22 protein-coding genes are annotated in these 21,035 nt (G+C 44.4%); 3 read left to right on the top strand and 19 right to left on the bottom strand.

Translation table 11 applies throughout. The features are described 5' to 3' along the window. Nucleotides 1-144 precede the first annotated feature (144 nt). The 4 genes from OSCIL6407_RS0108365 to OSCIL6407_RS0108350 all read right to left on the bottom strand — a co-directional run bounded on the left by OSCIL6407_RS0108365 (nt 145) and on the right by OSCIL6407_RS0108350 (nt 5,454). On the bottom strand, nt 145-1,728 hold the full coding sequence (locus OSCIL6407_RS0108365; protein ID WP_007356953.1) for an AAA family ATPase: 1,584 nt from the start codon (nt 1,726-1,728) through the stop codon (nt 145-147). A gap of 308 nt (nt 1,729-2,036) precedes the next feature. After that, complete coding sequence (locus OSCIL6407_RS0108360) at nt 2,037-2,321, bottom strand: DUF2470 domain-containing protein (protein WP_007356952.1); 285 nt, start codon at nt 2,319-2,321, stop codon at nt 2,037-2,039. A gap of 67 nt (nt 2,322-2,388) precedes the next feature. After that, complete coding sequence (locus OSCIL6407_RS0108355; RefSeq protein ID WP_007356951.1) at nt 2,389-4,497, bottom strand: SPFH domain-containing protein; 2,109 nt, start codon at nt 4,495-4,497, stop codon at nt 2,389-2,391. 144 nt (nt 4,498-4,641) lie between these two features. Next, nucleotides 4,642-5,454: a PEP-CTERM sorting domain-containing protein gene (locus OSCIL6407_RS0108350; protein ID WP_007356950.1), complete on the bottom strand. Its 813-nt coding sequence runs from the start codon at nt 5,452-5,454 to the stop codon at nt 4,642-4,644. 1,050 nt (nt 5,455-6,504) lie between these two features. Here OSCIL6407_RS0108350 and OSCIL6407_RS0108345 point away from each other — a divergent pair. Next, the gene (locus OSCIL6407_RS0108345; RefSeq protein WP_007356948.1) at nt 6,505-7,266 is read left to right on the top strand and encodes a DUF1350 family protein; all 762 of its coding nucleotides are present in this window, start codon (nt 6,505-6,507) and stop codon (nt 7,264-7,266) included. A 55-nt stretch (nt 7,267-7,321) separates the two neighbouring features. Here the strand turns inward: OSCIL6407_RS0108345 and OSCIL6407_RS0108340 are convergent, their stop codons facing one another. Continuing rightward, the gene (locus tag OSCIL6407_RS0108340; RefSeq protein ID WP_007356947.1) at nt 7,322-7,786 is read right to left on the bottom strand and encodes an ATP-binding protein; all 465 of its coding nucleotides are present in this window, start codon (nt 7,784-7,786) and stop codon (nt 7,322-7,324) included. A gap of 190 nt (nt 7,787-7,976) precedes the next feature. On the opposite strand from OSCIL6407_RS0108340, the gene OSCIL6407_RS0108335 reads away from it, so the two are divergent. After that, nucleotides 7,977-9,110 (top strand): PP2C family protein-serine/threonine phosphatase, encoded by a 1,134-nt coding sequence (locus OSCIL6407_RS0108335; protein WP_007356946.1) that lies wholly within the window; start codon nt 7,977-7,979, stop codon nt 9,108-9,110. Between the two features lie 56 nt (nt 9,111-9,166). Here OSCIL6407_RS0108335 and OSCIL6407_RS0108330 read toward each other — a convergent pair whose 3' ends face one another. From OSCIL6407_RS0108330 to OSCIL6407_RS0108310, 5 genes are all read right to left on the bottom strand, one after another. Beyond that, a complete protein-coding gene (locus OSCIL6407_RS0108330; protein ID WP_007356945.1) occupies nt 9,167-9,493 on the bottom strand; it encodes an STAS domain-containing protein in 327 nt (108 codons plus the stop codon). A 154-nt stretch (nt 9,494-9,647) separates the two neighbouring features. Continuing rightward, nucleotides 9,648-10,304 carry a nucleotide exchange factor GrpE gene (grpE, locus tag OSCIL6407_RS0108325; RefSeq protein WP_007356944.1) on the bottom strand — a complete coding sequence of 219 codons (657 nt, stop codon included), beginning with the start codon at nt 10,302-10,304 and terminating at the stop codon, nt 9,648-9,650. A gap of 425 nt (nt 10,305-10,729) precedes the next feature. Next, nucleotides 10,730-11,293, bottom strand: a complete 564-nt coding sequence (gene dps / locus OSCIL6407_RS0108320) for a DNA starvation/stationary phase protection protein Dps (protein WP_007356943.1) — start codon at nt 11,291-11,293, stop codon at nt 10,730-10,732. A 96-nt stretch (nt 11,294-11,389) separates the two neighbouring features. Further along, the gene (locus tag OSCIL6407_RS0108315; RefSeq protein ID WP_007356942.1) at nt 11,390-11,650 is read right to left on the bottom strand and encodes a ParB N-terminal domain-containing protein; all 261 of its coding nucleotides are present in this window, start codon (nt 11,648-11,650) and stop codon (nt 11,390-11,392) included. A gap of 409 nt (nt 11,651-12,059) precedes the next feature. Further along, nucleotides 12,060-14,465 (bottom strand): EF-hand domain-containing protein, encoded by a 2,406-nt coding sequence (locus tag OSCIL6407_RS0108310; protein WP_007356941.1) that lies wholly within the window; start codon nt 14,463-14,465, stop codon nt 12,060-12,062. Between the two features lie 753 nt (nt 14,466-15,218). Here OSCIL6407_RS0108310 and OSCIL6407_RS0108300 point away from each other — a divergent pair. Beyond that, a complete protein-coding gene (locus tag OSCIL6407_RS0108300) occupies nt 15,219-15,428 on the top strand; it encodes a TOBE domain-containing protein (protein ID WP_007356940.1) in 210 nt (69 codons plus the stop codon). Nucleotides 15,429-15,674: 246 nt separating this feature from the next. Here the strand turns inward: OSCIL6407_RS0108300 and OSCIL6407_RS0108295 are convergent, their stop codons facing one another. From OSCIL6407_RS0108295 to nifN, 9 genes are all read right to left on the bottom strand, one after another. Continuing rightward, complete coding sequence (locus OSCIL6407_RS0108295) at nt 15,675-15,941, bottom strand: hypothetical protein (protein WP_007356939.1); 267 nt, start codon at nt 15,939-15,941, stop codon at nt 15,675-15,677. 7 nt (nt 15,942-15,948) lie between these two features. Continuing rightward, nucleotides 15,949-16,590: a class I SAM-dependent methyltransferase gene (locus OSCIL6407_RS0108290; protein WP_019487109.1), complete on the bottom strand. Its 642-nt coding sequence runs from the start codon at nt 16,588-16,590 to the stop codon at nt 15,949-15,951. A 16-nt stretch (nt 16,591-16,606) separates the two neighbouring features. Continuing rightward, entirely contained in the window at nt 16,607-16,903 is a 297-nt protein-coding gene (fdxB, locus tag OSCIL6407_RS0108285) for a ferredoxin III, nif-specific (protein ID WP_007356937.1), read from the bottom strand. Nucleotides 16,904-17,070: 167 nt separating this feature from the next. Further along, the gene (locus tag OSCIL6407_RS0108280; RefSeq protein WP_007356936.1) at nt 17,071-17,370 is read right to left on the bottom strand and encodes a 2Fe-2S iron-sulfur cluster-binding protein; all 300 of its coding nucleotides are present in this window, start codon (nt 17,368-17,370) and stop codon (nt 17,071-17,073) included. A 43-nt stretch (nt 17,371-17,413) separates the two neighbouring features. Beyond that, complete coding sequence (locus OSCIL6407_RS0108275; RefSeq protein ID WP_007356935.1) at nt 17,414-17,785, bottom strand: HesB/IscA family protein; 372 nt, start codon at nt 17,783-17,785, stop codon at nt 17,414-17,416. A gap of 110 nt (nt 17,786-17,895) precedes the next feature. Then, nucleotides 17,896-18,768 (bottom strand): HesA/MoeB/ThiF family protein, encoded by an 873-nt coding sequence (locus tag OSCIL6407_RS0108270; protein ID WP_007356934.1) that lies wholly within the window; start codon nt 18,766-18,768, stop codon nt 17,896-17,898. An 11-nt stretch (nt 18,769-18,779) separates the two neighbouring features. Further along, nucleotides 18,780-19,238, bottom strand: a complete 459-nt coding sequence (locus tag OSCIL6407_RS0108265; RefSeq protein WP_019487108.1) for a NifX-associated nitrogen fixation protein — start codon at nt 19,236-19,238, stop codon at nt 18,780-18,782. A gap of 14 nt (nt 19,239-19,252) precedes the next feature. Then, nucleotides 19,253-19,657 carry a nitrogen fixation protein NifX gene (gene nifX, locus OSCIL6407_RS0108260; RefSeq protein WP_007356930.1) on the bottom strand — a complete coding sequence of 135 codons (405 nt, stop codon included), beginning with the start codon at nt 19,655-19,657 and terminating at the stop codon, nt 19,253-19,255. Nucleotides 19,658-19,735: 78 nt separating this feature from the next. Further along, a complete protein-coding gene (gene nifN / locus OSCIL6407_RS0108255; protein ID WP_019487107.1) occupies nt 19,736-21,034 on the bottom strand; it encodes a nitrogenase iron-molybdenum cofactor biosynthesis protein NifN in 1,299 nt (432 codons plus the stop codon). Nucleotide 21,035 lies beyond the last annotated feature (1 nt).

Here is a 21,035-nt window from a genome sequence, read left to right as displayed (position 1 = left end):
AATTGCTAATCGCTAATTGCTAATTGCTAATCGCTAATCGCTAATTACCCATCCTCTCCATCTCCCCCATCTCCCCCATCTCCCCCCTCGCCCATCTCCCCCTCTTTCCCTAGTCCCTAGCCCCTAGCCCCTAGCCCCTTCTTTCTAATACTTATCCTTAGATGCTATTTTCGCCCCAGTTTCAGTCGCCCACTGATTCAAATCTTGAATTCTATCTCCTGCGAACGCAGCCAATGGTACAGTATCCTCAATTGCACTTAAAATATCCTCCGTTGTCAAATCTTTACGCTGTCCATTGACAAAAGTCCCGAATGCCCGATATAACCCGTCAATCACAACTTGTTCAATTTCTGCACCACTAAAATCCTGAGTACGCCTTGCCAACAAAGCCAAATCAAACTCTCCTAACCTTTCGCCACGCAACCGCTGCAAATGTACTTTAAAAATCTCTAACCTTTCCATTTCATGGGGCAAACTTAAAAAGAAAATCTCATCAAATTTACCCTTTCGTAACAACTCAATCGGCAACATTCGTACATTATTTGCAGTTGCCACAATAAACACAGAACTTGTCTTTTCCTGCATCCAATTGATCAAACTGCTAAATACCCGCCGCGACGTACCTGAATCCCTTTCTGTAGCGCTATTAATATTCCCAAAAGCCAGGTCAATTTGATCTATCCACAAAACACAAGGCGCGATCGCTTCTGCTAACTCAATCATTTGCCTAATGCGGCTTTCACTTTCCCCTACAATTCCCCCGAATAGCTTCCCAGTATCCATTCGTAACAGTGGTAAATGCCATTCATGAGCAATACTTTTAGCAGCAAGTGATTTACCACTACCTTGAATTCCTACGAGCAAAACTCCTTTAGGATTAGGTATACCGTAGCGCTGAGCCTCCTCAGTAAAAGCATCCTGTCGCAGTTTTATCCACTCTTTTAAATTATCTAATCCCCCTACACTTTTTAGCGATTCTTTTGTCGTAAAAAACTCTAGAATTCCCGTCTGCCTAATTGCTTGTCGCTTCTCTTCCAATACCTCATCTATATCGGACTCATTTATCTGCTGTTTTGCTGCTAAGGCTTTAGCTAAAACCCGCCTAATTCTAGCTCTACTTAATCCTTGACAAGCTTTTACTAACTGTTCCTTTGCTAGGTCGCTCATCTCTAACTGTTCTGGACGATCGGTAAACTGAGAAATTAAATAATTAATCTCTTCTACGTTGGGTAAAAGAAAGTCAACTACTGTTACTTCCTCCTTCAATTCTTCTGGTAATTCCAGTACGTGAGAAGTTAAAATTATCGTCTTACGGCTGCGCTTTAATTCCCGTGCCAAATTCCGCAACTCCCGAACTGCGGGAGCATTTTTTTCTGTGTAGGGATATTTCAAAATAGGATGTAAATCGCGCAGTACAAATATTGTATATTCCTCAGCCGAAGTTTTGCTAATTCGATCCAGTGCTGCCATTACTGAGCCTTTAGCAGAGCCATTGTCATCCCAGCCGCGCACAATATCCCACAATAAAATTCGGCGCGAAGGAGTTAGCTCTCGTGCTACTTGCGAAATTATTTCTTCGGCGGGTTCTTCTTCGGCGGCGACAATATATAGTAGTGGGTAACGCGCCAAAATCATTAAATTTAGTTTTTTTACAAGTGGAGACAAAGGCGCATTTTCGTCTCCAATAACAGCATTACTGCCTTTAGGATAAAGAGGATTTTCTATCATTGAATTTAACGATTTTAGATTTATTGCAAAATTCAGCAGTTTTAAATCAGAAATAATATGCAATCAAAGCAATAATTTCCGTAATTTAAGAACGTCCTAACTGTCTTGGTAGTTGTGCTTGGAATTAGGCAAGCTTAGCATCTTTCGTCGTTGCGATGGCTACGCCGGCCGAAGGCATCGCAGCGAAGCAGTCGGAAGTATTGCCAGGAATTAACTAATCCCCAAACAATCTCTGATTTGTTTTCGCGCTCGGTGTGTAAGTCTAGAGATCGAAAGAATTAGCAAGCCTAACATCGCTTAAATTTAGTTTATTCGCTAAGTTGCCGCGCCTGTTTAACCATAGCAATCAGAGTGTGGTGAGCATCTTCGGCATCTTTTAAAATATGGTCGAAGCTAACACGGACGGGCACATCTTCGCCATTGACTTGAGCAGTTAAATTCATGCCAGTAGCATCAATTGCCCGCATTTGTGCTGATGCTGCACTGGAAATGCCACCAAATGCTTGAGCGTAAAGCACTACAGCATTCCCATGATCTTCGTTCATGTGAGAGCAGATGCGATCGCTAATTTCAGTTGAAAACGTTTCAGACATGAGTCAATTTCTCGTAGTATTGATAATGGTACAAAATATCAATACATACGAACTTACCACAATCAAGCTAGCTTAAAGGAGGAGAATCTAGGGGCGATTTATGCAAGTGCCGATCGCTTTTAGCTTTTTGAGCCGCAGGAGATCCCGCCGGATTTGAGACTGCTGTTGTGACAGAAGGCAAAACAGTCGATTCTCCCTGTGTTGTAGGATCAGAACTTTCGTGCTTACCATTTTGATTCCACAGCATCATCCCCAGTAACCCATCAATTAACCCCGTACCACCGCCGTTACCAGTGACAGCAACATCGGGAACAACCCGAACTTGGCGATCGCCAATTACCTGCATAAGCTGCAACGCTGTATAGCCAGAAGTTCCCAAAGCCACCACCCCCGCGCGATAAGCTTCAGCCTTAGCATTTCCCGTCATCCGAATTGACTCGGCCTCCCCCATTGCTTCCTGAATTTGAGCATTCGCCTTCAACTCAGCAATTTTCACACCCTGCTCAGATTTAACCATTTCTTGCTGAATATCCGCGAGGGCCGTTTCCCGTACCAACTGCTGCCGTTGAGTTTGAGCCATTTGCTGCACATCATAGGTCTTGCGTTGTTCTTCAGCAATTTTGCGATCGGTTTGCGTCTGCATCAGTTCCGCAGGCGGCAAAATATCCCCGATCAAAGTATCAATTGCCTGCACATCGTAAGAACGAAGTGCGCTTTTAATATACTCCGCAGCCTCCGCTTGTCTCTCACTTCTAGCCGTCAGAAAGTCCAACACAGTATAAGCCTGGGCAGAATTACGAAAGTAATTGCCAATAGTCGGTTGCAAAACATGATCCACTAAATTTTGCATCGAACCCACCCGCGAGATCACTTTGGGAGCATCTAAAGCCCCGACGTGAATAATTTGTGATACTTCTAAATCAAAGGAAAAACCATCTTTAGAACACACAGTCAGAGACGAAAGTTGAGAATCATAACTATGTCTTTCCATGCGCCTCGACCAGTTAAGCACAATGTTAGTAGTAGGCACTAACTCTACTTTTAAAATCCGAGTATTGAGCGGATGTTTGCGAGGATAAAGAGGTGCAACCCAAACACCTTTATTGCCAGGATTTACTAAGTTTCCATGAGTAAAAGCAGCACCGCTGACATCTTCCGAGGTATTGCCTACATAAGAAATTACCACGCCAACATAGCCGATCGGAATTTCTGTCATCGCCACTTGTTCGACACCAGCAAACCAAGGGTTCAGGTTCCAAGAACCAGAGAGCAAAACTTGTTCTTGCAACCCGCGCCTACCACCGCCACTGATGAATTTCTGAGCGTTTTGGAAATTGTCGTGATCGGGGATCGTTTCTCCCGCGATTTCGCCAGCTTCAATCGGGATACCGTCAAATGTGGTGACAATTCCAACTTTATCGGGGTTGATACTGTAGAGGCGTAACTGTTCGGCACTCATGCCATGTTTAGCGGCGTTAGCAGCAGTAATTACCGTGAACAGAGCAGTATTAATACGGTAAGTACCAGTGGTAATAATACCCAGTTGGCGACCTTTTTCCCCACCACTTTTGAGGAATTTACGGGCATCTTGGAAATTATCAGAATCTGTAACTTTGCCGAGAATGCGCTGCGGCGGAATGGGCGCACCATCTGCGGCGACAATTAGAGCAATTTCACCTTGGGGGACTACAGTAACGGGTTCTTTGCGAACGTTGTACTGTATGGGCCAATAGCCCCAGTGCCACCCTGGAGGTAAGGTATCGGCCTGATATCCAGCTTCGCCATCGAGGGCAATTAAACGGCCGGGGGGCAGGGATTTTCCCGAAAAGCTAAATTTTTTGCTGATAATGCCGACTTCGCGATCGCCTATTACCACCAAACCCCCAAAAAATAGAGGAATGCAGACGATTGCGCCACCGATCAGAATAATTGGTAAGATTCCACCCAGTAAGTCTTGTTGTACTGTCTCTATTTGCGGACTCATCTGGGGTACTGGGCTGAGCCTTTGGCTAGAGTTAGCTTGCGTTACTAGCTCAGCAGCAGGTGCAGGTTTGACTGCCCCTACTGTTGCGATCGTCAGTGTTGCTGCTAGGATAGCAACTAACCATTTCAGAGTACGAACTTTGACTTGATAATTACAATGAAGCAGAGCGATTTTTTCTGTGCAACTTTTCATAACTTCCCTCATCGGGAGCAATTAGCTCAAGCTTAGCAAGTTACCAACTGCAACGCCCAGGGATTTCCTAACTTTAAGGAAAAAGTTCCTTAGCAAGGGATAAAGACGATCGGATTTTACTGCTCAATGCCATTTCAGCCTTTGTTAGTCACCACTTTTTGCCGTTTGGCGCAACTTCCGAGTACCAGCAAGCATCGCCCCTCCCAAGATCATCCCCGCCATACTCAAGGGTTCGGGTACTGGTTGCGACGATCCTTGACCAAGGCCTCCATCAGGAACCGTTTCCGTTGGCACAACTTGTTCGAGGCTACCCACCGTCATGTTGTCAAAACTAAAATAATCTACTCCTGGTGCAGTATTGCCAAACATAATTCGGTCAAACAGTTCATCCGATTCAGCAATCAAACCAAAATAGAGCACTCCACCGCCTAATCCCTGCATCGTATGGGGAACCGTGACTGTCTGCTGGAAATTGGTAAGAGTGTTCAACAGCGTTAACGTTAGTTGTCCCTCAAAATCACCAATATCAACCCCGTAAAAGCCGAAAGCAGCTACTGCCTTTGAGAAGGTAATCCCGAATAGATTGCTAGCCTCCCAGTATTTATTACCAGAAATTGGATAGCGTCCCACTCCATTAGTAGTATTTCCGTTAACACTATCGATAAAACCATTGCCAAGGAGAGTGGCGGTTCCAGCACTGCCGAAACTGATGGACAGAGGAGCCTCCGTTTCCACTGAGTAACGCTCAAAGTTTTCAGTTCCTACTCCTATGAGGTTAGAGAGGAACTCATCTCTGGCTCTATTAGCGTTGGGAGTGGCATTTAGGCGCACTTGCTCTCCCTGTCCCAAATCTTCACCAAAGTAGAGAGAGAACGCTTGAGCAGGGGCAGCCGTTCCAAATGTAGCTGCGGCTATCAACAATCCTGTTGTTAGAGTTGCTTTCCGAATTAATTTCATGGCTGATTCCCTTTTCTAAGTGTTGAATTACTACGCTTATAAAACCCCTGATAGTTCTTATAAAGAAGCTCTTAACTTGGCTTAAGAGCCATTAAGTCTGTTATCAGTCTGTTAATTTAGACTATATTATGTAAATTTTCGCTTCTTAAGTATAATATCTCTTATTCCCCTCATCTTGTCTAGTAAGTTTTATGCAACTTCATCATAAATTTATATTAGTCAGTATTTTCAACTAAGGGCTTTTTTAAATTGATACACCGTAACTTCAGCTACGTAACCCCAGTTCCTAGATATTTGTTGAATTAACGCTCGCTACAAGGTGCTGGGGCGATCTGGGGCGATGCGATCTGTATCCAGAAGGCTACACTCCTAGCACCTTTCCCATCTCCCGCATACTCCCTATTTCTCCATTTCCTCGATCTTCCCTATCGCCCATCCTTTGTTCGATCTAGAATGTATCGAACTGACATATTAGAGATACTAACATTGTGCTTATCGGCATATTTTTAAGTACACTCAGTAACTTTTGAAATCAACTCCAATTCCCATAAGCATCCAGCATTTTTTTATATTTTTTTAAGCTGGTAGCGTTCAACATTCCCGTATTTGATTCGGGTTGCCCCCAATATTTTTCTGATATAGCAGTTGCCAAGGCAGTTAAGACATTCTAAATTTAAAACCCTGATTCTAAACCCTTCTTCCGTCTTCCCTAGCCCCTAGCCCCTAGCCCCTAGCCCCTCTTAAACCGTTAAGTCCTATCAAAGCTAAGTGCCTAATTTTACCTTCAGCCTGAAGTTCTGACATATACTTAAGGGCATCATAGGTAATTATTATCGTCGCTAGGGTAAAAAGGGGCGCTTAGGCTAGGGGCTACGATGCTCCGGTAAGAAGGGTAAGAGAAGGAGGAAAATAGAATAAAAGTAACGGTTTGAGTAATTCAGAGCCCATAAGGGTCTTAGCGGTTGCTGTATCACTAATACCATGATTTGGGTACACTCAAAAACGGCTTTCTGCCTTCTACCTTTAGCTATAGTTTTAAGATATTAATTTATGGACTGGCAAGAAATTTCTGGGAACTGGGTATTAATTCCACCGCGACCTAGCGCGATCGTACATTTTCTAGGGGGGGCTTTTGTAGCCACAGCACCGCAATTGACCTATCGGTGGCTATTAGAGGAATTGGCAGGACAAGGATATATTGTGGTTGCTACACCATTTGTGAATACTTTAGATCATGTTGCGATCGCCCGCGATGTCCTCAACAAATTTGAAAACGCCCTCGATCGCTTGTACGCTACTAAAACCTTACGCAAGGCATACTTCCCCATCTACGGCATCGGACACAGCATGGGTTGCAAGTTACACCTACTCATCGGCAGTCTATTTGACGTAGAACGGGCGGGTAATATCTTGATTTCTTTTAACAACTATGCAGCCCGCGACGCAATCCCGATCGTAGAGCAAATATCCCCCGTCTTTAACGTTGAGTTTACTCCTTCCCCCCAAGAAACTAATCGTATAGTCCAAGAACACTATCAAATTCGGCGTAACCTCCTAGTGAAATTTGCCGATGACAATCTCGACCAGAGCATAATATTAGCAAAGATACTCCAACCCCGTTTTCCCGGTATGGTTGCGTTACAGACAATGGCCGGCAACCACCAAACGCCCTTGGGTCAAGATGTAAGCTGGCCTGTTGGTCAAGTTTTTACCCCCCTAGATGCTATTGGTCAGTGGGTGAAACAACAAGTCTACCGGGAACTGAATCAGTTAAAACGGGAAATCCTACGTTGGCTCAATCCCCTTTCCTAGAGCAGGGTTGTTTCCTTCTCAATTATTTGACTGAACCCCCCAACCTGCCAACCATTCATGCTTCAATTTGGGGGGAATAACCTTTGACGATTAATAGACAGTTCCGGTTATCGGCAGTAGCGGTATAACTCAGACGATCGGCTATGTCCTTCATCAATTTTACGCCTCGGCCGCCACCAGAAAACGTATCCACTCGATCGTCGGATAGTTCCTTGATTTTCTGTTCTAAATCAAAGGATGGGCCGTAATCCCAGATTCTAATCTCTAAGCGTTCGGGAAACAGGGCTACCTCAATGTCAATAGGAATGTCCGGTTTGCCTTTGTGGGCATAGCGAACCGCATTGGTAAAACCCTCAGCTAGGGCTAATTGACACCTGAGCCAAATACTGGTGGGAATTGGCGGCTGATGCAATTGGGCAAACCAAGACAAAACAGGGTCTAATTCCTTCAGATCTGGATTGACTTGAATGTGGGCTTTCCCCGGTACTGGCGACTTGTCAGAACTTTTTAATTCAACCACGCTAAGCCACTAAAGTTATGCCGTATTTTAAATCAAGTCTAAGTCTAAATTGAGCGCGACTGTTGACTCGCCTAGCATTTAGCTCGACTGCTATCTTATTAGACTATACTCAATTGTGGCAAGCGTGCTGAGTGAAGATTATTGATTGACTACCCCCAGACCTTGAAAAACTTGTACTACCTGAGCCCCCATGTTTCAAATTCTGGTTATTGACGACGATACTGCCGTTCAAGAGCTGCTGAGAAGAACCCTGAAAAAACAGGGTTATGAGGTTACGGTAGCGAGCAATGGCGAAGACGGTATTACACAGGCTCAACAGTTGCGCCCAGCTCTGATCATTTGCGACTGGATTATGCCGCGTCTGACGGGAATAGAGGTGTGCCGCCGAGTTAAGGCAAATCCAGATTTGTCAACTACTCAATTCTTTTTGTTGACTTCGCTGGGATCGGTAGCCGATCGCGTTAAGGGTCTTGATGCTGGCGCGGATGATTTTATCTCTAAGCCGATTGAACTCAATGAGTTGCAAGCCAGAGTGCGGGCGGGGCTGCGCCTACACCAGCTCAGCCGAGATTTACAAATTGCTAAGGGGTTACTGGAGGCTGAGTTAGCTGAGGCGGCTGAGTATGTGCGATCGCTACTCCCAGATCCTTTGACGGAACCTGTGAGCGTGGAGGCGAAGTTTATCCCTTCGAGGCAGTTGGGTGGAGATTGCTTTGACTATACTTGGCTGGACTCTGATTATTTGGCGATTTACTTGCTGGATGTGGCTGGACATGGTTTGAGGGCGGCGCTTCCCTCTGTGGCAGTTCTAAATTTGCTGCGATCGCGAGCTATTCCCAATATTAACTACTACCAACCTAGCGAGGTGCTGCGATCGCTCAATACTACTTTTCAGATGAGTTATCAAAATGACAAGTATTTTACAATGTGGTACGGTGTTTACAACCGACCTCAGCGCCAGCTAGTATATGCCAGTGCCGGCCATCCCCCCGCCGTCTTGGTATCCACAGATGGAGGTATCCCCAAAGCCAAACGCCTAAAAACTCCCGGAATGCCAGTTGGGATGTTCCCAGATGCTGAATATCTCGATAATTCCTGCTATGTAGATGAGTTGAGTACGCTGTATATCTTCAGTGATGGGGTTTACGAGATTCATCAACCTGATGGCAATATCTGGGGGCTTGATGCTTTTATTGACCTAATTACTACTCCTCACAACAGAAATGCTGACGATCTTGACCGAGTTTTTAACTACGTTCAAAATTTAAACGCCAAAGCTGCTTTTGATGATGATTGGTCTTTACTCAAAGTCAACTTTGGCTAACTTATCTCCTCTAGCACATTTTGGAGAAATTTGCAAGCGGCGATCGCCTAAAAAGTTTAGCTGCTGGAGAGAATCTTGGTATTAAAAGCGTCGCGGCTGGGAAATATCTCGAAAACTCGATCCATGCTAGTGAGTTCAAACAAGATTCTGATTTGCTCGTTGATAGAACAGACTACCAGTTGGCTGCCGGCGGCGCGTACAGTTTTCAGCGCCAGGACTAAAGCGCCTAAGCCAGAACTATCCATAAATGTCACATCTTGGAAGTCTATTAATACCACATCTGCCCCAGATTCCACTAGATCGCTAATCTCTTGGCGGAATTGACTTGCCTTTGTACCGTCTAAAATGCCGGAGGGTTGAATAATTTTAACTACAGGACTCATATTTTCCACGTGCTATATCCGATTATCAGTAGCCAGATTACTTTAGTTTGACACTCCCCAGTCTAAAGACGCGAGGATTCTTAATAACAACCTTTTTTAGGACGATCCACAAAAAGCTTGATGATTAAAGGTTGGTCAGACAGCCATAATTCTATCAAGTTTCGAGAACTTTGGAAGTAATGGGGCTGACTTTGGCGCGGTGGAGAAGTTTGTCTCCTTGCCGATAGCCAGTGTAGCGCACTTTGACTGTTTCCCCTGGCTGAGCGGTTCCTTCCATTAGCTGGTGAAATTGGGGGTCATAGGGAATGGATGTTCCGACTGTGGCGATCGCCTCTACTCCCCATTCCTGCAATAGCTGTTCGATTGGCCGTAGTAATGGCAGCAATTTCACTGCTGATAAGTCGGGATTTTCCTGAGCTTTACTTGCCGCAGTTGGCCATTGCAGCATCCAAGATTCCAAGATTTGCAATGTTTGTTGCTGAAATTCCTGTATTAAAGTTTCTCGCTGCTGCTGCATCTGAGTTTGCAGGCGATCGTATTCCTGTGCTATTGCTGCCGATCCTGACTCCTGGGGCAATTCTACAGACCCAGGAGCAAAAGTTGCCAATAACTCTGTTATAGAAATTTCCAAAGCTTGACTAATTTTTACTAGCGTATCTGCTCGCGTCTGCAAAGCTAACCCCCGCCGCAAGCGGATCAAATCCAGTTCAGAAACGCCACTTGCCTGACTCAACGCTCTCAAACTAGAAAACCCCGCCTGTTGCATCAGGCGTTGCAATTCGAGGGTGTAATCTGAAATTTTAACTGTCACGCATTATCCCTTCTAAGTCTTTGGGAAATTGGAAATTGGAAATTGGAAATTGGTAATTGGTAATTGGTAATTGGTTAAAATTTTATTCATAATCTGGGCTCTTCAAGAATCTCAGTGTCTTTAGACCTGAGAGTGTCAATTCCGAGTACATCAGAATTATATAGAGCGGATTCCAGGTTTATGAAGTACACCCCAGAAACCGGGTTTCTTCGCTTATTTATCGCCAGAAATCGGTTTTATTCAAGAAACCCGGTTTCTCTGTACCTCACTTACCTTGAAAGTGCTGTAGTTTGTGGTGCGGGCATCTTGCCCGCTATCCTAGAGAATCGCGGGCAAGATGTCCGCACCACTCTATAATGTCTAACTCAGTAAGCAAACAACTAACGGTTAACAGTTAACTGTTAATAGTTAACCGTTAACCAATTCTACTTGTGCTTGACTTTTTCTTTTTTCCCAGCCACTTCCTCATCTTCTGAAGCAATCTCTGAGGGTTGCAGGTGGGCTTCCAAGAACCACAGCCGCTTATCGATCGCCCGCGAGACTTCGGTGTATAAGTCAGCAGTGTCAGCATCGCCCCATTCTCCTGTCTTATCGATCGCATCCCGCAACAACTTACCATAGGGAGCATAGCGATCGGCTAAGGCGGTAATATGGGATTTACCATCAAGGATATCGAAGGGGTACTCTGGCAAGCTCGATTCTGCGGCGGCGATGCGGGCTGTTCCCAAAGCCAACCCGCCCAAAGCTGTGATCCTTTCGGCAAACATATCGACGTACTCTTCTAATTCTCCTGCCATTTCGTCAAAGAGCAAGTGTAACTGGTAAAAATCTAAGCCTTTGACGTTCCAGTGGGCTTGCTTGACTTGAGTTTTTAAGTCGAGGGTGTTTGCCAAAGTGTCGTTAAGAATCCCAACAAGTTTAGTGCGCGTTTCTGCGGACAGATCGATACGAGTTGGGTAAAGAGCTTGTTTGTGGTTGTTCTTACTCATTATGTTTGCCTCAAGTTAATTGTAATTAGAGAAATTTTAGAAAAAACTGGTGACAGAAGCATCTGCTAAAAGGATGAGCTGGCTTCAGCTAACCTCTTAGGCTAGGTGCATCTGCAAAACGGAACGGGGGGCTCGGCGGACTTTGCAGCGGATGGTTTCGAGGCCGAGGCGATCGCAAGCTTCATATCTGTGGCAACCTGAGAAGCCATAATACTTGCCATCTACTTCTAGCACGTCGATTGGCTCTTTTAATCCTACCTCGCGGATGGATTCCATGAGCGCGGCTACTTTGGTTTGGTCGTTGACTCGCGGCAGGGGGCGGCGAATCTGTTTGATAGGTATTTCTTCTATCCTCATTGCGGCTCTATTTTTTGCTTCTTTTTAAATCATACTCATAACGACTTCGAGTTGCAAGTCAAATGTCAGGGAACTATGACAGGGGAAGAGGGGCTAGAGGCTAGGGGCTAGGGGCTAGGGAAGAAGGAAGAAGAGGCTAGGGAAGAAGGGAAGAGAATCAGCTAGTTTGGTGGAACTCAGAAGGTCTTAACTACTAAGAAGGTTGCTATAGCAACCGTCAAGACCATTAGGGCATTCTAAATCCTCGAACCGTTCGGCTGAGTGTTGACGACGAAGTTGTTACTTTTATTCTCTTTCCCTTCTTTCGCTTCTTCCCTAGCCCCTAGCCCCTAGCTATAGTTGCGCTGTCTGCGCTAAAGCGCAACTACATACCTTTGAGTAAATTATTGAGGATTGAATTTACTGAGGGTTAAACAACCTCCACAAACACACCACTGCGGGCAAATTGTTCTTCATCAGGAGTAAAGTGTGGAGCTTTATCAACCAGGTCAGGATCGAAGTAATATGTATCTTGTAGGAAATTTCCGCCGATCGCAGCCTCCTCCAAATCCTTAATATAATCTTCTGCGATCGTACAGGCCGCCTTAATCCCTTCGATATCGCCTTTTTCCAAAAGCTTTTGCAATGTAGTTCTCACAGCCGAAAGCCGCGATGCAGGCTTCAGCATCCCATAAAGACCATAGATGCGATCGGTTGAAATGCTGATATGTTTGAGTGCTTTGGCACGCGCTAACTCCGAGTCAAGACTCGGCCAATAGCGAGTAGTGTAAAAAGCTTTTTCATCCTTGTGATACCACTCTTCCGAACGAGCAATAGATGAAGACACAGTGTTGTGTAACTTCCAGAAAAATAAGCGCAGAGAAGGGCCATCAACCACAGTAGAAAGCTTTGCTTCTAGGGATACCTTAAAGTCAGTAAGATTCACGTCGCGGCCGAGTACGAGGTACTCCACAGGGTACATTTCCACTTCCTTATTCTGCACAACATAGGCATTGAGATGATGGCGACAGTAGGGACAGGGATACATCGTGGCAAACAGTTGAAAAAACTCCTTGAAAACGGCTATCAAGGCTTTTTGTTTCTCAGGCGTTTTAGTAGATACAATTTCCGCACTGGTGTGGAAGAAACGCCAAACCGCTGGCCCGATATAGTATGGAAAACTGACGCGCATCTGAGCATCCTTAATATCGCTGCGGCCCAGGGATATATCAATGAATGATACATAATGGGAAAGTGCGCCAGAGTCGCGTCCAAATTCCTGACGTTCCCGCCGTTTTTGCACCCCATTTAAGTAGTTGTGAGTGAGTCGCCAAGCTTGTTTAAGCATTAGTTTTTGTTGGGGAGTGCATTTGGAAAAGCCGTCTGCAACATCGGCACCATAAACGTTAAATTCTCCTGACTCCTTAGTAGATTGATACCACTTGTCCAAAGCTGCTTCGTCAGGAACGGTATTACTTTGGATATCGGCGACGGTATTAACGCTGAAAGCAGCCAACAGTTTTGGCATAAATTCCTCATACCAATAAGCTACTGGCATCATTGCACCATCGACTTGTTCGGAGGCATCAGAGAGGAGGACTCGGTTCCACTTTTTGAGGTAATCTTTGGGATCTCCGGCTGATTGCTCTACTTCTGGAGCAATCTCTTGATTGAGTTCCATCTTCCTGAGTCGGTTGAGCTCATTGATGGCAAGTACACCTTCAGCAACATCGCGCAAGTTGAGACGTTTTTTCTTGATGGTGATGGCAAACTCAACTCCGGCGGCAAACTTTTCTTTGACAGTGGCAGATTTACCCCGCGCCTCTAACATGGCTTTTTGTTCTGCCAACATTTCTGGGGTTTTTTCGATCGCTTTCCAATTCTTAATCCGGTCTTCTAGTCGAGCATACTCATTAGTAATTGATTCTACCACTGCATCCAGTAAGGGGTTGCAAGCTGGTTCGACGATCCCTAATCCTTTGTAAAGCGCGATCGCAGTCTTCACAAACCGCACGAAATCAGTGATTCTGTAGGGTAGATTTCTGACGCGCAGGTGAGTTTCGTGGTTGGCGGAGAAACTCTCGCGGAAGCAGCGATAGGCGGCTCCCTGGATTAGGCGAAATAGACCAATTTGCATCTGTAAGCGCGATGTACCGCGCTTTGTCTCGTTCTGTGGGTGTTTGGCGAGTAGTTCTGTGAGTCTTGCTACCTCTGCATCTATTTCGCTGAGTGTTTCCTGTGGTGTGGGTGTGGTGCTGGGTTCTACCTCGTTGGCGATCGTGGGTGTGCTTTCGGTGGCTGTTGTACTCCCATCAGTTGCAGTTGGCTGAGGTGAAGTGGTGGGGGGAATGGGTGAGTCTTGATAACCTGTAGCGATCTCGGACTCTTCGGGCACCAGTTTACAGAACTCTTCAAAGTCAATGGAGGCATCGCCATCATGATCGACTTCTTGTACTATCTCATTAAGTTCTTTATCTGTCAGCCCAAACTGACTCATCACACTACGCAGCTCGTTGACGGTGATTTGACCGCTGCCGTCCTCATCAAAGACGCTGAATGCTAGTTTTAGGCGGCTGGTGCGATCGCCTTGTTGGGAGACAATTAACGCTTTAAATTCTTCAAAATCGATACTTCCCGACAGGTCAACATCTACTTCTTTAATCATGTCCCGCAGTTCTGTCTCGCTGGGGCTCTGTCCCAAGGATCGCATCACTTGACCCAGTTCTTCTGCTGAAATAGCACCGCTACCGTCCGCATCAAACATTTTAAATGCTTCCCACAGCTTTTCTACTTCTTGCTCAGTCATTGGTGTTTTTTCAACTTCTACAGGTGTCATAATTCTGTTCTCCAAAGTATTTGATGTAGGACTTACCCAGAGATATTCCTTAAACCCATTTTAAGAAGAGTTCGGGTGATCTGAGTTTGACACATTAATGTGTAAGTTTGGTTCTAGTTAAGTAGATAGGTGCAGAGCAATCTTGGTATGTAACAGAATGTAAAGCTATCCTCGCCGTTGGGATTGCTAAGCCCTAACGGGCAGGCTACGTCAACGTTTCACTCGGAATGACATACTTAATGTATTTTCCCGCTAATCTACTTAGTTCTCACAATAACAGCAATGGTCGATGATTCTCAAAATTCAACTCTGAAAAAATTTTTTATGAAATGCTAATGGTATATTATGACGAATCTGGAAAGTAAGATTCAAGTAGTAGTTTCTCAACTTTATAGCTTAATAAAGTTGAGTGAATATGGCTTTAAACAAGTCAATAATGAATTGTTTGATTAGTGTTTGACTGTTTGACTAATTATGGCAGTATTGCAACGATACAAGGTAGGAGTAATCGGGAAAATATTTGTGACAATTTAATGTGGATTATTCAACTAAATTTTACTGCCTCTGTTTTTAAAGTTATTTATTAAGCATTTATTTGAAGTAAATAAATGTTATTGCAAACAATATTTATAAACAAACAAAAACTTCAGGCTCAACTTGTAGAAACAACACCTTCAAATGTAAATTTAATTACAATTGGAATATAGATTTGGGTGATACAATATTAATGAAAATACCAGGTAAGCTCGAAAAATGAAAATTAGCGCTCGTAACGTTCTCAAAGCTAAAGTAAAACAAGTATTGGTGGGAGCAGTTAATGCTGAAGTAACGCTAGAAATTGCTCCTGAACTTGAAGTAGTTGCCATTATCACAAAAGCATCTGCTGCCAATCTAGAAATAGTAGAAGGCAAAGAAGCTTACGCAGTAATTAAGGCATCAGATTTAATTATTGCTGTTGATTAATACCTATATAATAGGACTTACGCTCATGGCTCCAGAAACCGGGTTTTTGAGATCATCGGTGGGTAACAACGAAGTATTTTCGTCAAAAAACCCGGTTTCTTTGGTTAGGTGCATAAGTCCTGTATAATTTACATACTTATAATTTACATACCTATAATTTACACATAAACCAGATTGCTAAAAGTGTTTCAACTCTGGTTTATGTGTAAATTTTTGAGATTCCCGGTCTAAAAACACGGGAAATATTCAGATATTTTCAGTGGGGGCAACTTGATTAGGTTCGGTATATAATCCTAACTGTTTTGACAATTCACGGGCAACATGAATTAAGAACTTAGATGCGTCTGGATTATCATGGTGAGCAAAGTATGCCGCTACTTTTGCCATAGCTTGTATTAAACCAGCATCAATCAAATCTTGATGACTATCTAATACCTCTGGTTCTTTGCCATTGGGACAATGTAACAGTTTATCAATCAAATTCATGTAAAGCTCTTCGCGTTGTGCTGTCATAATTTACCTAAAATTTTTCGAGATGTTTACGTGCTACAATATGAAAAATATGCCAGTATCTCTCCTCCCCCAAAGGGGTTGTTCCTAAATGCTCTTCTTCCTCAAATACCTCAATCTTCCAGCAATTTTGTAGCAAATCTGTCAATTGTTTACGAGTAACATGAGTCATATAACTACGATCTGCCCATGAGTCTCGTTCACCAAAGAAATGTCCAGAAAAACGCCCTCCTTCCCTCAAACAAGTGGCTATTTTTTCCCACAGTTCAGAGAAATTAGCCGGGGGGCAAAAAGGGAGAGAAAAACTAGCATTAACCAAATCTACTGAATCCGGTAGAGTAACTAATTCAAAACGCTCAACTCGGGTTTCTAGAAGTTTAAAATCAACATCTAAACGGTTACGTAAACGAGTAATTGCATCTACTTGACCGTCAATTGCTAATACCCGCCACCCGCGTTTCAGCAACTCTATCGTATCTCGCCCATCCCCACAACCAAGGTCTATAGCAAAAGGATTTGAATTAAAAGATTGCTCTGTTTCAAATCTGGCTAAAGCTGTTAGTAAAGTTGGGCGTGGAGAGCGACCCGCAACTGCTTGATAATAAGCAGTCCAATCTCGGTCAAAAACTTGACTTTTTTCTCCCTCTTCCATCAGTATTAGCAGTGATTTAAGCTTGGACGAGCGAACTGTGAGTGTAACAATTTTTGGGGCAAACTCGCGAACAAGCTTCACAGCCAATACAGTATTCGGGATGAATAATACTCATCACTTTCCGTTCAATCTCATCCTCTTCCTCATTTTCAACAAATTCTCCATCTTCATTCAGGGCTCTTAGCTGTAATACATTGCGACCACAAGCTTTAAAACATCTGCCACAGCCAATACATTTATCTTGGTTAATTTCTTCCACAAATTGGGGTGTCCAGGTAGTACCGCCAAAAGTCAAACCGGTTAATGTCGTCATGGTTAAGTGTCTCCTTCAATAGTCTAATCAAGTTGAGATTTGGGATTGAATTTACTCTGTTTAAACATCTGCTCTATTCTCGGTGCGAATACTTGTCGGTTGCACCAATTGCTTACTAGCAATCCCGCAACTGATGCGCCCAACAGACTAAATCGACCAGAGATAAATTAGACCAGATAAGCTTCTTGGTGAGTACGAATCGTACAATCAGAACGGGGATAAGCTACGCAGAGAAGAACAAATCCTTTTTCTATTTGTTCGTCCTCTAAAAACACCTGCTCTGATTGATCGACTTTGCCTTCCATTAGTTTACCAACACAGCTAGAACAAGAACCAGAACTACAGGAAAAAGGTAACTCTATATCATGTTCTTCTGCCGCTGTCAGAATGTATTTATCATCCTCAACAGGGATAGTAACATCAATTTCTCGCTTCTTGTTGATCAGCCGCACATTATAAGTTGCCATTTGTCAATTCCTTGAAATCGAAAAAGAAAAAATCAGCGAAAGGTTAGCTACAAGGCACACCTGTAGGAGTACAATTTCCTGCTTGGAAAGATTGACCGCAGCCGCAGGTATCAGTAGCATTAGGGTTTAAAAACTTAAAGCCACTTTGAGTTAAACCTTCAACGTAATCAACTACAACACCTTCCAATAAAGGTGCGCTTTCCTTGTCAATATATACTCGGATTTTCCCCTGTTGTTCCAGCACATCATCTGGCTTTGGTTCGTTGATAATATCCAAAGAATATTGATAACCGCTACAGCCTCCATCCACAATGGAAAATCGAACTCCCCGTTGTGCCTGATTTTCAGCTTTGCTAGAACCTTGTAGAAAGGCGCGAAGCCGCAATTCGGCCACTTCTGTTAATGTAACTGTCATAAAGACTCCTAAGAGATTTGGTAAGGGTTAATAGCTAATCGGGTAAATTTTACCCAGTTTTAATTCTGAGGAAGTAGAGATTAACTTCAGAAATTAGATGCAGAGAACATCTACGAAATAGCGATTGGCAAGGAATTTTGGGGGAGAGGAATACCCGGTTTTTCCCGTTTGGTTGCACTCGACCTAGAAGGATTTGGAGTTGGGAATTTTTGATTCAACTTGCTTTCCAATTTGTCTCTACTCTTGTGGCTACAAACTGGACAATTTGGATCGTGATAAGGACGACGTTTCGCAAATTCCAAACTGCCTAAATCCATCGTTAACAATTGAGAAAGTAACGGTTTGCCAATTCCTGCCAGTAGCTTAATTGCCTCTAGTGCTGTCAGACAAGCTAGAGTTCCAGATACTGCACCGATTACGCCAAAACCGCGCTTATCCCAATCAGGTTTTTCGGGAAAAATGCAAGATAAACAAGGAGTTTCGCCCGGTACAATTGTGGTTAAATATGCCTCCATGTCGTTCATGGCTGCTTCTACCATTGGCTTATCCCATTGCACGCAGGCAGCATTTAACAAGTCGCGTTCAATGAAGTTATGAGCGCAGTCGAGGACAATATCGGCAGCTTGTACCAAAGTATCTACATTTTCGGGTGTAACATACTCAAAAATTGCATCTACTTGGACATCAGGATTGATTTCCTCTAGTGTTTCTTTGGCTTTAAATACTCTAGGCTTACCTACCCAATCGTCAGTCATCAAAATCTGGCGATTCATGTCATCAAGGCGCAATTCTCCACCTCGAACTAGGATTAATCGCCCAACTCCTGCTACTGCTAAATAAAGTGCAGCAGTGCCACCTAATCCACCGACACCTGTCACCAATACTGTTGATGACTTCAATCGTTTTTGAGCCTCTTCCCCAAAACCAGGAAGCATAATTTGGCGACGGTAGCGTTCTAACTCAGTAGGTGTGAGATGTAACATGACAGTTCTCCTCAATAGGATTTACCTAGTTCAATTCCCGATAAGGTGAGCTTTTCTCCTTCTTCTGCTAGCTTTTCTAAGGAGTCAAAACCGAAGCGTTGAGCATCGCGCAAGGTTCTAGCAACCAGTAGGAGACGGCCAGAAAAGACTAATGCCCAGCCAAAGCCTTCGTGACTTAAATCAATTACTATCTGAGAAAGTAGCCCGCTTTCTTTTTCAATCCGAGCTGCGATCGCGCGATAAAATAATTGAATGCGTCCTTTGGTATTAGGCTCAACATCGCCATCCACTGGGATTTTGCGCTTTTCTTGCTTGGTGACTACAAAAGGTTTGAGGATGAGTTCATCCGACCAATTGCGGTAAAAACCGTAGGAATCCTCGGCTCGGATTTGCCGTAATAGTTCCTGAAGAAAGGGATGCTTAATGACATCAGATGAGGTGTTCTCGGTGGCGGTTTCAGTTGCATTCATTGGGTAAATCTCCTCTAATTTAACTCTAATTCTTCTTGGGGGAAATGGTTGGACTGTTGCAAGACTTTTCGCAGCCAAGGCGGTGGATTTCCCTTCAAAGTTGTGACTAACTTTTCGAGGACATCGCTAATTTCTTGCTCTTCCGATTGGGCTTTAATGGGAGTGATCCGCTTTTTGATTAACCGGGCGGCAGCACTACCACCAATTGCTGAAACATAAACAATTGTGCAGTCGGCGAGGGCCTCAATTTTGGGTAAGAGTTTGTCTTCATTACCATCTTCTTTGAGATCGCCCTCGAACTTGAGAGTTGTTAAGAATTGATAACCCTCAGTTGAAACTTCATAGACATCAATCTTTTTTGCCCAACCAAAGTGAGCATTGATGTGAACGCGATCGCTAGTCGTGAATGCAATTTTCATTGCTTGCCTCCTCATGAGAAAATGAAAGAGAAGAAAGAGCATAACCAAGCCAAATGATGCGGAGTTAATCTAACCTTTTCAATCGCTTGATTCTTCTTGCTCTAAAAATAAATTGCCGATATCAAACAAAAGCTGTGTAGTTCCCTGATAGCCGACAGTGCAACGCTGACCGTTACCCAAGCGATCGTAAATGGGGAAACCTTGACGATAGAGGGGAATCTGGAGGCGACGAGATATTCCTGCGCCGTGAGAGTTGGTAATCAACAAATCTGAACCTGCTGCCAGTTGCTCAAAATCTTCCAAATCGCCAATTGTCACTGTTTCTACTGGGAGTTTTTCTAGCAGGGGCGATCGCGTCGTCGTCACTGCTGCCTGAATTTCTGCCCCCATCCCCTTCAATAACCAGACAGTTGCAGACAATAAATCCGGTTCTAGTGCTAAAGAGACGCGCTTGTGTCCAAAGTAGAAATGAGTATCCAACATCGCATCCTGCAACTGACGGCGTTGGTGGCAGTATTTTGCTGGCACATCCACGCCGCTGAGATCCGAAAGCGCTTGTAAAAACTCATCGACAGCGGCTAATCCGGTTAAGTGGGGAAACACCTCAAATGGAATCCCAAACTGCTTTTCCAGGATCGTCGCACTCTCGCGCATACTCTCGCCCAGGGCCAAGGTATAAATAGAACTACCAATTGCCCGGAGTTCTGGTAGAGTTGTACCCCCACCTGTCACCGCGCTGTAGGAGTCTTCCAAATGACCGTCTAGGGAGGTGGATAGATCGGGAACTGCGATCGCAGTTAGTCCAAAAGCAGCGATGATTTCCTTGACTGCTTGCACGTCTCCAGGGGAAAAGGCGGAACTAACCAGTAGCGTCACCTGATGCGATCGCGTTTCCCCAACTTGGGGAAGTTCGCGCATCATGCTTTCTACCGCAGCGGCAAAGCCATCTTGTAATGCTCCTTGAAAGTCCGGTGCAGAGACAAACACAATCGGCAAATCGTATAATTGCGGGTGGCGCTTGCGGATGGTGCGGAGAATACCCTCCATGTCATCACCTCGCGTTTCCGTCAATCCCGTCGTACACAAACCGATCATTAGTGGCTGAGCTTTTTCCACCAAAGTCAGAATTGCCTGTTCTACATTTTCCTCTCCACCTAGAATCGTGGTTACTTCCGTCATTGCCGTAGTCGCCAGCGGAATTGCTTCTCGGAAATGTCGCACTAGCGTTACCTTGGCAAAGGCAGTACATCCTTGAGAACCGTGCAGTAGAGGCATCATCCCTTTGAGCCCCAAAAACGCTAGAGTAGCGCCCAAAGGCTGACTTTGTTTAAGCGGATTCACCGCCACTGATTTTTTGGGAGTTGCGATCGTAGCCATT

This window comes from Kamptonema formosum PCC 6407 (assembly GCF_000332155.1).
Lineage (GTDB): Bacteria > Cyanobacteriota > Cyanobacteriia > Cyanobacteriales > Microcoleaceae > Kamptonema > Kamptonema formosum.
This window is presented reverse-complemented; position numbering and strand designations above follow the sequence as displayed.